General features: G+C 40.1%; 14 protein-coding genes. 5 read left to right on the forward strand and 9 right to left on the reverse strand.

The annotated features are described in order from the left end of the window. Positions 1–10 precede the first annotated feature (10 nt). The 7 genes from AC0VYT_RS11690 to apbC all read right to left on the reverse strand — a co-directional run bounded on the left by AC0VYT_RS11690 (position 11) and on the right by apbC (position 7,847). Positions 11–2,287 carry a DUF6160 family protein gene (locus tag AC0VYT_RS11690; RefSeq protein WP_005018745.1) on the reverse strand — a complete coding sequence of 759 codons (2,277 nt, stop codon included), beginning with the start codon at positions 2,285–2,287 and terminating at the stop codon, positions 11–13. Between the two features lie 33 nt (positions 2,288–2,320). Further along, positions 2,321–2,977 carry a hypothetical protein gene (locus AC0VYT_RS11695; protein WP_005018743.1) on the reverse strand — a complete coding sequence of 219 codons (657 nt, stop codon included), beginning with the start codon at positions 2,975–2,977 and terminating at the stop codon, positions 2,321–2,323. Between the two features lie 9 nt (positions 2,978–2,986). Then, positions 2,987–4,450: a hypothetical protein gene (locus AC0VYT_RS11700; RefSeq protein WP_005018741.1), complete on the reverse strand. Its 1,464-nt coding sequence runs from the start codon at positions 4,448–4,450 to the stop codon at positions 2,987–2,989. Positions 4,451–4,693: 243 nt separating this feature from the next. After that, a complete protein-coding gene (gene dcd / locus AC0VYT_RS11705) occupies positions 4,694–5,263 on the reverse strand; it encodes a dCTP deaminase (RefSeq protein WP_005018739.1) in 570 nt (189 codons plus the stop codon). Between the two features lie 116 nt (positions 5,264–5,379). After that, complete coding sequence (locus AC0VYT_RS11710; RefSeq protein ID WP_005018736.1) at positions 5,380–5,973, reverse strand: LysE family translocator; 594 nt, start codon at positions 5,971–5,973, stop codon at positions 5,380–5,382. A gap of 246 nt (positions 5,974–6,219) precedes the next feature. Further along, positions 6,220–6,396: a hypothetical protein gene (locus AC0VYT_RS11715; protein WP_005018733.1), complete on the reverse strand. Its 177-nt coding sequence runs from the start codon at positions 6,394–6,396 to the stop codon at positions 6,220–6,222. 221 nt (positions 6,397–6,617) lie between these two features. Beyond that, on the reverse strand, positions 6,618–7,847 hold the full coding sequence (gene apbC / locus AC0VYT_RS11720; RefSeq protein WP_005018730.1) for an iron-sulfur cluster carrier protein ApbC: 1,230 nt from the start codon (positions 7,845–7,847) through the stop codon (positions 6,618–6,620). A 366-nt stretch (positions 7,848–8,213) separates the two neighbouring features. On the opposite strand from apbC, the gene metG reads away from it, so the two are divergent. Together metG and AC0VYT_RS11730 are read left to right on the forward strand one after the other, a co-directional pair. After that, positions 8,214–10,274: a methionine--tRNA ligase gene (metG, locus tag AC0VYT_RS11725; protein WP_005018727.1), complete on the forward strand. Its 2,061-nt coding sequence runs from the start codon at positions 8,214–8,216 to the stop codon at positions 10,272–10,274. Between the two features lie 144 nt (positions 10,275–10,418). Next, a complete protein-coding gene (locus AC0VYT_RS11730) occupies positions 10,419–10,775 on the forward strand; it encodes a hypothetical protein (protein ID WP_005018724.1) in 357 nt (118 codons plus the stop codon). A 65-nt stretch (positions 10,776–10,840) separates the two neighbouring features. Here the strand turns inward: AC0VYT_RS11730 and AC0VYT_RS11735 are convergent, their stop codons facing one another. Continuing rightward, complete coding sequence (locus AC0VYT_RS11735) at positions 10,841–11,464, reverse strand: LysE family translocator (protein WP_005018722.1); 624 nt, start codon at positions 11,462–11,464, stop codon at positions 10,841–10,843. 186 nt (positions 11,465–11,650) lie between these two features. Here AC0VYT_RS11735 and AC0VYT_RS11740 point away from each other — a divergent pair, with 186 nt between their 5' ends. Further along, positions 11,651–12,106: a DIP1984 family protein gene (locus tag AC0VYT_RS11740; protein WP_005018719.1), complete on the forward strand. Its 456-nt coding sequence runs from the start codon at positions 11,651–11,653 to the stop codon at positions 12,104–12,106. A gap of 268 nt (positions 12,107–12,374) precedes the next feature. Here AC0VYT_RS11740 and AC0VYT_RS11745 read toward each other — a convergent pair whose 3' ends face one another. Further along, positions 12,375–12,542, reverse strand: a complete 168-nt coding sequence (locus AC0VYT_RS11745; protein ID WP_005018716.1) for an NF038215 family lipoprotein — start codon at positions 12,540–12,542, stop codon at positions 12,375–12,377. Positions 12,543–13,005: 463 nt separating this feature from the next. Here AC0VYT_RS11745 and AC0VYT_RS11750 point away from each other — a divergent pair, with 463 nt between their 5' ends. Then, a complete protein-coding gene (locus AC0VYT_RS11750) occupies positions 13,006–14,643 on the forward strand; it encodes an MFS transporter (protein ID WP_005018714.1) in 1,638 nt (545 codons plus the stop codon). A gap of 57 nt (positions 14,644–14,700) precedes the next feature. Next, positions 14,701–15,846, forward strand: a complete 1,146-nt coding sequence (locus AC0VYT_RS11755; RefSeq protein ID WP_005018711.1) for an HlyD family secretion protein — start codon at positions 14,701–14,703, stop codon at positions 15,844–15,846. The last annotated feature ends 72 nt before the right edge of the window (positions 15,847–15,918 follow it).

A 15,918-nucleotide genomic window follows, 5' to 3' on the forward strand; every position in this document is an offset into this window, starting at 1 on the left:
TTTTTATAATCTAGCGTGGTGTAATACCTAAAGTACTACGCATGGTGCCACCCGTAATTGCAAGGTCTGCAATCTTTTGCATGCTACCTGAAGGGGACATCGCCATCTCTGCTTTAAAAATCTTACCTGCATTCAATGTATTAACTTGTCCAGGGCTCATTAATGTAGAAGGGCGGTTAAACTGTATTTGACTGTCTACCTTCACGGTATCCTGCTTTACATAGACTCTAGATTCAAGACCGACACTACCCTGCATTTTATTGATATTTATGCTTGAAGTTTTAGACGTGCCATCTGACCTTATGTCTTCATTAATCAGACTTACATAGCTTCCTAGCACTGAAGGCTCTTGCTTTTGTGAAGTATTTAACTCGCTAAAATCGAAATTTGCCTTTAGAGTTAAAAAATTGCTATCCAGATTCCCTTCAGTCGGGTTAATACCCGGAATAATAAACAACTCACCATTACCATCCAGTTTAAATGCCAACGAGGTTAAAACATCATTTTTGCGAGCAAAGTTATCAATGGGTACTACCTTTTTATCACAGCTTGTTACCCCAGCCGGACAATTATATAAAGAGCCAGGTAACTGGCCAATTGCGACTTCTGCTTTAGCAGCGAGTAACAAGTGGTCAGCCTTAATGTAGATTCCCTCATCTTCAAATCCGATGACACCATCAGATTTTAAATACGCATCTATATTTCTGAAACCTGCATAATAATTTACTTCTTCACCATGCGAACCTCTTGCGCCATCAACAATAATAAGCGAGGTAGTACTAGGCGTATTGGTTTTCTGGTCAATGCCATAACCTTCTGTAGACAAAGCCAGGTTATAGCCTAACCCGGCTTTGCTGCTTCCGTGGTAACTATAATTCTTAGAAAATAGGGCAAGATTGGTATTTAAGTTAAAAATAGGAATACCAATACCCCATTCCGCACTTTGATTGGTTAATGCTGCCATAGAATTATCAGAAATGAATCTTGCTTTACGGGAAATCGCCTGAAAGTCCATACCACGCATAGCCAGTAAGGCAATATTTTGTGTAGTACCGGATGGCACTATGTTATAGACCAGTTCAACTGCTGTTTCACCCAATACCTTTCTCATATTTTCATTAATGATAAAACTTAATGTAGGTGTCTGGGCAGCATTAATATAGATATCACCCAAGTCTATATAAGCATTTTGGGTGTTATAAGCAGTTATACTATTTGCATTGCGAATGGCCAAGGGAGACAAGTTAGAAAATTCGATCGCATAACTGCCTTTACCCGTATGACCTAACTCAAGAGTTGTAGCCTGATGATTAGCAGTAAGTAATGGATTTCCCTGACGGGTAAACTCTGCTGCCAACCCTAAGTGTAATCCACCTTTGGTATCATACCCTTGTGCTTTACGTGTTGTTTCTTTCAAATCTGTAGCATTAACTGTATTAAAATTTGCCAGTCCTGTCTGGTCAGCATTTAGAAAAATCTTGCCATTGGTTAAAGCACCTGATGCTCCCATACGGATCAGGTTTTTCTGGTTAGCGGGGTCAGAACCGTAACGTAAATCTAGGTTTACTCCAGGGTTAGTAGCATCACTCCGGCTTGAATGAACATCAGTTAGATCAGAAACCCGGCCCAGTTCAATTACATGATCTGTGGCTCCATTTTTACTTTTTGTGGCCAGTACAATTCCTTCTGTCGGGTCGATATACATATATCCATCCGCTGAAATATTAAAATTTAAATCTTTCAAGGTCAGATTATGGCCATTCAAGCCATAACCAATACTGGCATTTTGTAGTCTGAAATCCAGATGAGCTTTCTCGTCACGGTTAAACAAGCCCGCTGTTGTTTCCAGATTAAAAATAAGTGGCGAGATAGTCGCGAGGCTCAAGGAACCCAGGTTTTGTTGAGCCACGGTGTTCGTGCAACTAGTATCACAGATCAGCATCAGTTTTTCGACAGTCGCCTGAAAAGGTGAAATACTGCCCTGTATTTTTATTCCTACGCCCCGCTCAGTTTTCCCGACATCAATATCTAAAGTACTTTTGATATTCTGCTGATGGGTTCCCTCTACTCTGACATTATGTAAACCTAGTTTCATTTTTCCAGTGTTGGAATAATCTACCCAGTTTGCTTGATCAATAACCACTTTAGATACTTCATGAGTAATAGAAATACCATCCTGACCGGTGACTGTACTTAATGACGTATCAGAAAGTTGCTGCAATGCATAAGAATGCTGTGCCATAAATATACAGACACTGAGCCACTTTAATTTTGTTATTTTTCTCATTTCAACATCCTTATTGATGAGCTCTCTTTTCTTTTAACAGCGACTTGTCGTTGTGCCCGCACAGTTATAACTGAAAATCTTCAGATTACCTGACATATGCAGGTTCCCATGCATGTTCACTCCCATAAAGCCTTGATCCCCTCCTTGATCAAATCTCGGGACCAGCTTGCCGCCATCGTAAGTTGTATACTTTTTATCATTTAAATACCCTTCACTTCCGCTTTCTACCGCAAGACTTTTAAAGCCCAAATTACGGACTTTTAACGGATGATCATCATAAAAAGTAAGTTGCAGTGCGGTTTGCGGTTCACCCTCCCGGTTTAGAATTGTAGAACCATCTAAAGAGAATTTATCTATTTGAAGAGTACCCTGTAACTGTTTAAATACCAGCCATTTTTGACTGCCATTTTCGGTATGGTTATTGGGTGAAAAAGCAAATCGACATAAAATATCTGAAACACATTGATAAGAATAAAAAGCCTGAGTTACAGTTCCCTGTGGATCATATTCAGAAATATTTTTAAGACTCATATTATTGGCATACTGATGGTTTAACGACAGTGTCCAGCTTAAATCAGCTCCCCCCTGACCTGTAATGTTCAACAATGCCTCATTATCGAGATTTATAAGTTCTGCTTGGGCTGTAGATGAAAGGACTAAAGCACATAATAAATTAAATTTATTTAACATATACTTCTCCTATAGTCCGGTCGTCTTGAATTTAAGATGCTGTATCATGACCCCGTCAATCACCGCAGAGCCTAAATTAGTCATCGTATTGGATGGTCCTCTAAATACCACACCTGTAGCATTACTATCAGTATTTGCTTTAAGTAAATTTGTAGTTGGATCACGTGTTACGCTACCAATCGAGATACTGCTATGAGTAGCATTTGCGCCCTGATATTTAATAGTTGAGGTACCAGCTTTGACATCAGATAAATTCGAACCGCAATAAGCCACATTACAGGTTGAGCCCTTAAAAGAAGCTGCGGTTAAAGCACCCTCAAGCTTGGTATCTTTATCTGTATCATTATAAAAAGTATAAATCTGGCTATAGATTTCCGGCACATTCGGAATGCGGGTGACCTCAAGAATAATATTATTTCCTTCAGAACCTAGGACAAAAGGCTGGTACATATTACCCAAGACCAGATTAAGGTTTGGACTGTACAGGTATAAACCTTCCTGATCATTAAAAATTGGTGCGAAAGATTTATCCAAAGCTGGTGTAGCTACCGTACCCTCCTGAATAGCTGCTGTACTCAAACGTATAGCTTTAGCATTACGGCTGGTTTCCGAGTCACTTATCTTGAGAGTGGATGGGTTATCATTGGTATTCAACCGGATAATATTAGCCATACCAAGTGACTGGTTATGCTGGGTATTGTCTGAAGCTTGAGTCTGAAATAAACGGACTTGAGATCCATTTAGGCTCAGGCCATTTGCTACGAATTGCATCCGCAGTCTTTGATTTCTATCAAGATCCTGATCATTTCCATCAGAAGTTGGCTTGGGAATCGGTGCTCCCGTAATGGGATTTAATGTATTAGAGGAATCCCAAGAGCGTGAAAAAGCATCCAGCCAGAAACCCAGCTTGATATTATTATCTGATTCATCGGCATTAACTTTAACCAGGGGAGCTTCTAGAGCCAGATAGCTGATATCACCAGAAGGATTTTTTGCAGCGAACTGTTTAATATTGGTCGCTGTTCCGGCACGGAATAACCATGGATTTGCAGCATCTCCCCAGTTAAACCCCTGATTACTGAACCTCTCGTTCAAGTCTGAATTGGATTTTGATAAGGCCAGACCGTAGATAAAAATGTCTGCTTTATTATGCATTGCTGCGGCTTGTGCGGCGGTTAGTTTAAGTTGTTCATAGTTCTCACCCGTCGGAATAATTCGGATGAAACCTGTATCATATTTAGCTGCATCGGTAATATTTGAACGGTTATAACTTGAAGTTGCCGACTGATCATTGGGTCCCTGAAAGACCATTTTAAAATTCTCGGGAAGAAGTGCTATTCCCTCTCCTGTTGTTTCAGCTAAACGGTCATCAGACAAGGATTCAAGTGCATAACCAGTTTGGGTCAAGCATAAGCCGGCCATAGCGGCCAAACAGGACATACGAAATCCTGTAGTCTTCCAATGATGAATCATCTCGGTCTTCCTTTTTATCTGATGCTCCGCATCATTTATTTTTATTCCTCGATATCTTGGTATTTCTAGCTTTATTCAGTTATTGCTATAGCAGTACTTATACCTAGATCTTTTAAAGTTAATTATGCTGAATATAAATGTAATTGCAAAAAAAATAGCCTTGAAAGACATGGTTTCCGATGAATGAATTGTAAAAAAATAGGCGGATTCAAATGATCCGCCTACTTATAAATGAAACCTGAATTATGCTTTTGGCAAAGTCACACCTCGTTGCCCCTGATATTTCCCGCCACGATCCTTATAAGAAGTTTCACACACTTCATCACTTTCAAAAAACAGCATCTGAGCAACACCCTCACCCGCATAAATACGCGCTGGCAAATTGGTAGTATTTGAAAATTCTAACGTAACATGGCCTTCCCACTCTGGCTCAAGTGGTGTGACATTAACAATAATACCGCAGCGTGCATAGGTGGATTTACCCAGACAAATTGTTAGTACATTGCGTGGAATACGGAAATACTCTACCGTACGAGCCAAAGCAAACGAGTTAGGGGGAATAATACAGACATCTGATTCAATATCGATGAAACTTTTATCATCAAAATTTTTTGGATCAACAATTGCAGAATGGACATTTGTAAAAACTTTAAACTCACGTGCACAGCGAACATCATAGCCATAGCTGGACACACCATAAGAAATCAGTTTTTGACCATTTTCATCGAGGCGGACCTGGTTTTCTGCATACGGTTCAATCATGCCGTGTTTTTCGCTCATTTCGCGAATCCAACGATCAGACTTAATAGCCATCTTGTTTCTATCCAAAAATACTGAAAATCAATTATTGCGCTGTACTTTAACTTAAATCTGTCCCAATGAAAACAAGATCAGCTACAAGCCTTGATACGTATGCATGTTGAATATTATTACAGACTCAGTAAAGCCGAGTAGCTTAGTGGAATAGAAAAGCTGACCAGAATCAAGGAAGCCGTTCGCTGTAGATTACGCTGATTTAACCACCGGACTTTTGGGGTATTCAAACTTGAACCAATAAAAGTCCAGAATAATGCAATCGGCACAATAAGAGCCAGAAAAACTCCCATATGCACAGCATAGATAGACCAGTTGACCCATGCAGCAACCGGAAAAATAGCTGAAGCAAACAATAAAGCTTTAGGATTGAGTAGAGTCGCTACAAATAGCTCACGAGGACGAATCGCAGGCTGGTTCAGATCAAGCTGTACATTTGCAGTTTTCCATAGTTTAACTGCCAGAAAAATAATATAAAACGCACTTAAAAGCTTTAATAAAGTTGGCAGGATCGGCAGGGTAGCTGATACTGTATCAATCAAGGTGCCCCAGACAGTAATGGCAATAATATAACCTAAAACTTCTGCTGGAATTAAACGTGCAGAACGTCGCACCCCAAGCCGGATTCCAGAAGAGGCTAGTAGAGTATTTGTCGGTCCTGGTGTAAGCAGCACGCTTGCCACTAGGCCAATAAAAAGCCATGAAATCATAGAGTCACCTCACTATTGAGTGAGCGAAGATTAAAGGAGTTTATAAACTCTCGCAAAATATAATTTTAGGAGCCTTTATAAAATAGAATTTACCACCGAGTGTTATTTATATAAATATTTTAAATACAATAATTTGTAAGAAAAAATACAAATAGAACGCTTGAGTCACTTCTTCTGTTCGAAAGACTATAAATAAAAAAGGATCAGCTCTGATCCTTTTTTATTTATAACTAGGTAGTTGAAATATTAAGCAGCTGCTTCTGTAGTAATTCCTGCATTTTGTACCTCAGCTGCCTGAACAGGCACAGTTTTTTTCGAAGCAGGAAATGAAGGAGTATAAACTACTGTAGCAGAACTTATTATAGGAGCAGCCGCGACTAGTATACCTAAAGAGAGAGGTAAAACTTTCAGGAGAGTTTTCATAAGATTAGCTCTAAAAATAAAAGTTAAAAAAACAGCTGAGAGCTTAGCGGGGAGCTAGTAAAGAAAAAATGATAAAAACGGCGAAAATTTCCAAATTGACTTGGCAGTCACTCTAGAGTAAATACTTAATTAATTTTAGTTATTTTAAAATATTAAGCAACAAAACCTTCTTGAACTTCACCCTGCCGTATCAAGAAGGCTTTGCTTTCAGTATATCGAAATTAGAAGATGCGCTTCTCATCTCGACTATGTTGAGGCAGTTTTTCAGCAATTTTTCTGGCAATTTCAATATAACTTTCAGCTGCCTCATCCTCTGCAATTACAGAAGGTTTACCGGCATCGGCATTTTCACGGATCTGAACATTGAGTGGAAGACGCCCAAGCAGCGGGATCTGGTACTGATCTGCCAACTGGTCACCTCCACCTGTACCGAAAATCTGTTCCTCATGACCACAATTTGAGCAGATATGTGTAGACATATTTTCGATTACACCTAATACCGGAATTTGTACCTTATTGAACAGTTCGATTCCCTTAGTGGCATCCATTAATGCTACATTCTGAGGTGTAGTTACAATTACAGCACCTGTTACTGGAATACGCTGAGCCAATGTAAGCTGTATATCCCCTGTTCCGGGTGGCATATCAATTACTAGAACATCCAGTTCAGGCCATAAAGTCTGGTTAAATAGCTGCATCAGTGCGCCTGTAGCTTTGGGACCACGCCACGCTACAGGTGTATTATGATCTCCGGTTAAATGGCCGATTGAAAGTACGGCCATGCCATAGGCTTCAAGAGGAACAAAATTTTCTGCTTCAATAAGAGGCGTATGTCCAGCATTGCCAAGCATAGTCGGAATACTCGGCCCATAAATATCGGCGTCCAATACTCCAACTTTTAAGCCCAGTTTCTGTAATGCTAACGCCAGATTAACAGTTGTTGTAGACTTGCCTACCCCACCTTTTCCAGAAGAGACCAGAATAATATTCTGAATACGTAAATGTTTTGGTACATCGCGTTGCTGGGGCGCAGCTTTTTCAATAGGTAGATTATTCGGGTCATTGTCAGGCGCAGTATTAGGACTGACTTGAGCTGAAGCATCCACTACCGGCGGTAAAGAACTTTTCTCACTCTGGTTGTCTTGAGCAGGGGTCGCAGCTGCGAGATTATTTTTTTGTTGAATTACATGCAGGTTCAGTTCTTGCAATCCGCATTTTTCTAACTGGTCAGCCAGTTCATCATGTAATTGCTGTAGATAAGGCTTTTCTTCAGGATATGTTTTAATGGTCAGTTGCAGGGTTGCCTCATGCAATTGCAACTGGGTAATACGGTCCTGCAAACGGTTATTAGAATGCGGCAGCACATAATTTTGCAGTACCTGCTGGATTTCTTCTTCCTTCACCCCTTTAGCTGGTGAAAACACTGATTTTAATGAAGAAAACCATGACATAACTTTGACTCCAAACCGGACCATTTCTGCTGAATAGGGTTAGTTTACCTGTAAGTGTCGTGAAGGTTAATAGCTGTTCTGTGCCAGACAGACAAAAGCCTCTAATTTCCAAGTAATTTAGTCAGCTTTATAGCTGCTGGTTTCTAATTTTTTTCTAAATCTAGTTCTATTCAATTCTTTTTAATTATCTCTGCCTTTATTCATCAAATAAAGATTTGGTCTTATTTTCTTTGAAAACTCATTTTTCTTTCTTTAATTAACTACAGCGTGAGACTTACTGTTAAATAAAGCCTTGCTTTGTTTTCCTTCGCTCATCAGGTAAAATTGACCGTCTTAAATAATGAATACGAATGAGAGAGTCAATCTGTGCGTAATATCTTAGTCACTAACGCCCTTCCCTACGCTAATGGCCCCATCCATATGGGACACTTACTTGGTTATATCCAGGCGGATATCTGGGTTCGTGCTATGCGTGCAATGGGCCATGACGTGACTTATGTCTGCGCAGATGATGCTCACGGTACAGCAATTATGTTACGTGCCGAGGCAAATGGTATTACACCGGAAGAACAGATTGCCAATGTGCAAAAAGAACACATTCGTGACTTTAATGGCTTTGGGGTTCACTTTGATCATTATGACTCTACCAATAGCGACACGAATAAAGCACGCTCTCAAGAAATCTATATTAAAAACCGTGAAGCTGGAAATATTGCGGTTCGCCCGGTTACTCAGCTATTTGACCCTGAAAAAGGCATGTTCCTCTCAGACCGTTTCATTAAAGGTACCTGCCCAAAATGTAAAACGGAAGACCAATACGGTGACTCGTGTGAAGCATGTGGAACGACCTATAATGCAACTGAGCTGATTAATCCAAAATCAACTTTAAGCGGCGCGACACCAGTAGAGAAATCTTCAGATCACTACTTTTTTAAATTACCTAACTTTTCAGAATATCTGCAGACATGGACTCGTGATTCAGGACGTTTACCGGTTTCAATTGCCAACAAGTTAGATGAATGGTTTGATGCAGGGCTTTCAGACTGGGATATTTCCCGTGATGCGCCTTATTTTGGTTTCGAAATTCCAGATGCACCGGATAAATACTTCTACGTTTGGGTAGATGCACCGATTGGCTATATGTCGAGTTTTGAAAACTATATTCAGACCAAACGCCCAGATTTAAATTTTGATGATTTCTGGAAAAAAGATTCTGAAAATGAGGTATATCACTTCATTGGAAAAGATATCGTTTATTTCCATGCCCTGTTTTGGCCTGCCATGCTTGAAGGTGCTAACTATCGTACCCCTACAGGTTTATTTGTAAACGGCTTTCTGACTGTCAATGGGCAGAAAATGTCAAAATCTCGTGGGACCTTTATTAAAGCAGAAACGTATCTGGAACATTTAAATCCTGAATACCTGCGGTATTATTTTGCTTCAAAGCTTTCAGACAAAGTAGAAGATTCCGACCTTAACCTGGACGATTTTATTCAGAAGGTAAATTCTGACCTAGTTGGAAAAGTGGTTAATATTGCCAGCCGCTGTGCCAAGTTTATTAATACTAAATTTGATCATAAACTATCTGCTGAATGTGCTGAACCTGAGCTGGTACAGAGTTTTATTGAAGCTGGCGATTCGATTGCGAAGGCTTATGAAGCCCGTGAATTCTCGACTGCTATTCGTGAAATCATGGCCTTGGCTGACCGTGCAAATCAGTATATTGATGAGAAAAAACCTTGGGCGCTTGCGAAAATTGAAGGTGAAGAGCTTCAAGTTCATAATGTATGTTCTGTTGGTATTAACCTGTTCCGCCAACTGGCAATTTACTTGGCGCCCGTACTTCCAGTATTAGCTCAACAGGTTCAAGACTTTTTGAAGCTTGACAGTTTTAACTTTGAATCCCGTAAGCAGATACTGGTAAATCATGAAATTGAATTATTCCAGCCGCTGATGCAACGCGTTGATCCAAAAGCAGTTACAGCAATGGTTGATGCATCTAAAGAGTCATTAGGAGCACCTGTGGCAGAGCCTGCTAAAGTAGAGAAGAAAAAAGAAAAAGCCAAAGAGAAAAAAGCTGAAGCTCAAGTCGGTGAAGCAGACATTATTGGTATTGAAGACTTTATAAAAGTTGACCTGCGTGTAGCAGAAGTTTTAGAAGCTGCGCATGTAGAAGGGTCTGATAAGCTTCTTCAACTTACCTTAAATGTTGGCGAGACTGAACCGCGAAATGTATTTAGTGGAATTCGTGAGTTTTACCAACCTGAAGATCTTAAAGGTAAATTAGTTGTTATGGTGGCAAACCTGGCCCCACGTAAAATGCGTTTTGGTGTTTCTAACGGGATGGTTCTGGCGGCAGGTAATGGCGAAGGTGTGTGGGTAATTTCACCTGAGAATGGTGCTAAACCGGGTGATAAAGTGTCTTAACACTCAACACTTAAACTGCATAAGGTCTTTATAGCAACTATAGAGGCCTTTTTATTTAAAATTATAATTAATTTATTGAAATTTATTCTAAATTATTAAAAAATACCTGCGCTTTTTTATTTATTACAATTATTCGGGGAATATATGAAAAATCTATTAGTAATTGCACTAGCTGCATCAACTATTGCAATTACAGGTTGTACGATGCGTATTGCAGATATGACGGTTGCTTCAACCAAAAACTATAACTTAAACTCTAATCAGTTTATTAAAGGTGAACGCGTTACAGGTGAAGATAAAGTACCTGTTGTATTATTTCCACTAGGCATACCAAACTTTAAAACTGCTATTGATCGTGCCATTGAAAAAAATCCGTGCTCTGTAGCGCTTTCTGATGTAGTTATTACTCAATTAAATCAGGCTTTTCTTGTTGGTCAAATTGGTTACCGTGTAGAAGGCTCTCAAGTGATTGACCTTTCTCAACCGAACTGTAGAAAATAAGATAAAAGTCCCTCAAGTGAGGGGCTTTTTAAAAAGGTCTTATTATTTTATAAAAAAAGAAAGTATTACTTCATCCCAAAAATTAATTTAAGACCTAATAATGTCATCACACCACCAGCAATCCGGTCAAAAATAGCCTTAAACTTTAAATAAACCTGACGTGGCTTCTCGGCAGATAATGCAACAGCTACCAGAGAATACCAGCCAGCATCAATAAAGAAACACAGCAGAGGTAAAACCACATAAAAATAGGCAGGTATTTCTTTAGGTAAGAGCGCAGTAAAAATACTGGCTAAAATAATAGAAATTTTAGGATTACTTAACTGTGTAATCAGGCCTAAACGATAAGCTTGGGCATAGCTCATCGGTTGAACTGATCCATAGGTGCTACCCATTGGTTCTTTAGCATGCTTAATAATTTTATAAGCCAGCCAAAGCAAATATAAACCACCACAGACTTTCAAAATAAAATAGGCCGAAGGCACAGCCAGCAATATGGCTTGTAACCCCATGACAGCAAGAAAACCGAACAATGCTGCGCCAGTCCCTGTGCCCAGTGCAGTAAACAGGCCATGCTTACGTGAAATCGCAATTGAATTTTTTGCCACATAAATAAATGTTGGGCCCGGACTTATTGCGCCCAGCATCAGAGCTAGTGCAATTGAACCTATAATAAATAACGATTCCACAAGCGTGTCCTCAAATCATTAGAGAGAAATCTTTAATTGTGGTCTTTATAGCGAAGTGCATAGAGTTAGTCTATCAATTTATTAGAAAACATACAGCAGCCAAGATACAAACTGAAATTGTATGGTATTAAATAAAGACTCAGAATATTTTTATATTAAGAAAATAGCAGAGTATAACTTTATCTCATGAAACTTGCTGAAGCGTTGATACTGCGAAGTGACTTACAAACCAAGCTTGCATCTTTGCAGCAACGTATTAATAACAATGTACTGATACAAGAAGGCGACCAGCCCAGTGAAGACCCCGAGAAATTGCTAAAAGAAGCATTTGTAGTCAACACCGAGCTGCATGATTTGATTAAACGGATTCACATGACTAATGCCCAGGCCCAAACCGTTCAGGGTAAAGCTTTACTGGATGTTTTAAATGAACGGGATTTCCTGATTAGTCAGCATCGTATTCTTCAACAGGCAATTGACAGTACACGGCGCGAATCTGCACGATACAGTTCCAGTGAAATTCGCTGGATAAAAGTAGTCTCTGTCAGCGATCTACAAAAACAGGCCGACCAGATCAGTCAGAAATTACGTCAGAACAATCTGGAAATTCAAGCATCAAACTGGCAAGTAGATCTCATTTGATTATTTTATTGATCTGTTTTTAAAAACAGGACAATATTCAAAGTTCGGGCATATTGGGCGAGTACAAGACCTTTTTATCCGGTTTGTAAGGTTTTAAATAAGACAAACCCTTGCATAGAGGTAAGACGTCTACTTCAATACTTCATTAGTCTGACGTAGCACTTTTCATCTTTTATCTCTTACTCTTTAGTTGGCACTACCGTGTACTGACAATATGCCCACCTTCCTTTCTTTTTCAGCTAAGTCTCTTGTAAGGATATAATTTGTCTTATGGCCTAGCTGTTTGTGTATCTGTCAAACGGTAATGCTGCTCATATACAGGCGTACCTGCAATACTGAGCGGTGTCTGAGTTACCGGTTTATTCAACTGATCTTGACCGCATCCGCTCAGCAGCATTAATACAAATAGATAAAAAATTGGGGACTGCTTTTCCATACTGGCACTCCTTTTTTGTTGTTGTTATTGTTTCATACTGAAAATAATACAACAGTCATCGCTCAGCAAACAGCCTGAATAAGTAAACTTTTATATAAAACTTATATTTACTTTAGCCTTCCTTGAACTTGCAGAAAACCATAGGGAGCATGCTCAAAACTGCACCTTTGAAAAGTATAAATGCAGTTTTCTTTTTATACTATGGTGTCTTATATTTAACTAAAGCTTTAAAGTTTCAACAAAAAACTTACTTACATATCAGTATATAGCTTTCAATATATGCCTATTCGAACTCTCCATCATTTTTAATACTTAAAAATTCAATTAGCGAGAAAGCTATGACTTGTAATAAGCTCACTCTTTGTTTGAAGCTTTATTTATAGAGTTGGCGGTCGCTTTAATATAGGGAAATATGAGTGGAACTTAAGGTTTATAACCTTGGGTTCTAAAACTGGGAAGCTGTATGGATAAAACACCACGTTTTATAGAAACTCCACCGGACTGGACACCGGATGAACGCCCGACCTTACCTGGTTCTCCAGCAGCAATCGCCCACTCACGCCCAAAGCGTTTTCTTTATCTGTTTATTGGATTATTTGTAGCCATTGCGGCCAGCTTGAGTAATGGCTTTATCACTGCCAATCTACCTATCATTCAGGGAGAATATGGTTTAACCGTATCAGAAGCGGCATGGCTACCAGCAGCCTATGTTATGGCTAATGTCAGCTCAAACCTGATTTTATTTAAAGCCCGACAACAATATGGTTTACGTCTGTTTTCAGAAGTCGGGCTGATTGCTTTTATTGCAGTTCTGATTCTGCATATTTTAGTACATACCTATGAAATGGCTCTCTTTGCCCGTTTTATTGCCGGTCTGGCTGCCGCGCCGCTCAGTTCTCTGGGTATGTATTATGTTATGCAAGCTTTCAAGAAAGAAGATATGGCCAAAGGTATTTATATTGCTTTTGGTTTTCAGCAGCTTGGCTTGCCTCTAGCCTGGATTATTTCACCTTACCTGGTCGATACTCATAGCTGGATGGTACTTTACACTTTTGAACTAGGGTTAGCCATCTGCTGTCTGGCAATGGTAGTTTCATTAAAATTACCACGCAGTTTAAGAATTTATGTTTTTGAAAAACAGGACTTTTTCACCTTTTTATTACTTGCTCTAGGTTTTGCCTGCCTGTGTATAGTACTTACTCAGGGACCAATCTTGTGGTGGTTTAATAGTGAATGGCTGGCATATGTGCTTATTGCTGGTCTTACCCTGTTAGTCGCCGGATTACTTTATGAACACTACCGGGTCAACCCGCTTATTATGACGCGCTGGTTGAGTACAGGGGCAATTTTACATTTTATTCTGGGCGCTTTTGCCATTCGTCTGCTCATGTCGGAACAAAGTTATGCCGCTGTCAGTTTTTTAAAAACGGTAGGTATGGGGCCAGACCAGTTTGTGCCACTGTATATCGTTATTGGAGTAGGTATTTTGTTCGGTACACTTTTTAGCGCTCTAACCTTTTCCAGAGAGCGAATTATTATACATCTGGTACTGGCTGAGTTTTTAATCCTGGTAGCATGTGGTCTCGATTATCATCTGACCAGTGAGGTACGGCCTTCCAATTTCTTTACCAGTCAGTTTCTGGTTGGATTTGCAGGCGGTGTTTTTATTGGCCCCCTGCTACTGGCCGGTTTTGCCAAAACATTAGCACAAGGGCCATCGCATGTCGTTACCTTCATTGTGCTGTTCTCTGCAACTCAGACTTTTGGTGGACTGGTCGGTTCTTCATTTTTCAATACCTACCAACAGCATCGTACCCAAAATTACAAAGCTGAAATTACTTTAGAAATGGACAGAACCGATCCACTGATTAGTCAGCGTTTACATCAATACCAAGCCGCCACAGCTGCCCAGTCACCTGATACGGTACTCGCACAAACTCAAGCATTACGAAACTTGAATCAAGTTGTAACCCGCGAAGCACAAGTCCGGGCCTATAATGATGTTATTGCCCTGAACGGGCTGTTTGCTGTAGTACTGTTAATCTGGGGACTGTTTATTATTGTCCGGATGAAGATTGTTGCAAGACGCATGCAGACATAGACACAATCTGCAAGTTAAATGAAAATTTGATATAAAAACAGAATTTGAGTTATATCCATGCCAGAAGACCAAAATAAAACTGATCAACAGACAGAACCAGTAGCACAATCTGAACAGGTTGAGCATGAAAAGACTGAAGCTCCTGCTACACCTCAACCTTCCAGCAAGCTGATTCCAACCAGACATTCCACTTTATTCTGGATGCTGCTTGTTTTAATTATTGGTATTACAATTATCTTATGGGCCTGGCGTTTAGGTCCGTTTCATACAGCAATCGAACGTACTGATAACAGCTATGTTAAAGGGCAAACAACTATTTTGTCTTCTCAAATTAATGGCTATATTCAGCAGGTTATGGTCAAAGACTTTGACTATGTCAAAAAAGGGCAACCTTTACTGAGAATTGATGCGAAAACTTATGGGGAACAAGTTGTCCAGGCAGAAGCTGCGGTAGAACAGGCAGAAAACAATCTGGCTAACCAAGAACAGGCAATTGCCCAGCACCGCGCCGATATTGCAGCAGCTCAGGCGCAGGTAGAACAGGTCAAAGCACAGTATGAACTAGCGCGTAGCCAGCTACAGCGCTATCAGCAGCTTGGTAATAGTGGTGCTGCCTCTAAAACAGAACAGGATAGAGCCGCAGCTGATGTAAAAAATGCACAAGCACAGCTTAGACAGGCTGAGGCAAATGTTGAGGTCGCACGTGAAGCATTGAAAACTGCTCAAGTGGCCCAGATTGGTCTGAAAGCACAGGTCAAAAATGCACAGGCACAACAAGCACAGGCTCAGACCACCCAAAATTATAGTCTGATCAGTGCTCCAATGGACGGCCAGCTTGGGGAGGTAAACCCGCGTGTGGGGCAATACGTTGCTGCAGGTTCACAGCTGTTATTTCTGATTCCAAAACAGACTTGGGTTATTGCCAACTTTAAAGAAACCCAGATTGCCAATATGAAAGTTGGTCAGAAAGCAAGTTTTACAGTAGATGCTTTGAATGATCGTCAGTTTACTGGTCGCGTAGAACGGATCGCTCCAGCAGCCGGTTCAGAATTTAGTGTAATTAAGGCTGATAATGCTACAGGCAATTTTACCAAGGTGGTACAGCGTATATCGGTACGGATTGCAATTGATCCAAATCAGCCAGGAATTAAGGATTTGCGTCCGGGTATGTCCGTAATCAGTTCAGTTGATACCAGCTCATAATGAGCTGTTTAAATAACTACCATGTAACAGCAGTGAACTGCCTTTTTAGCTACAACAGTTTATGATTGTTTT

It is taken from the genome of Acinetobacter sp. QJM3NY_42, from assembly GCF_056173745.1.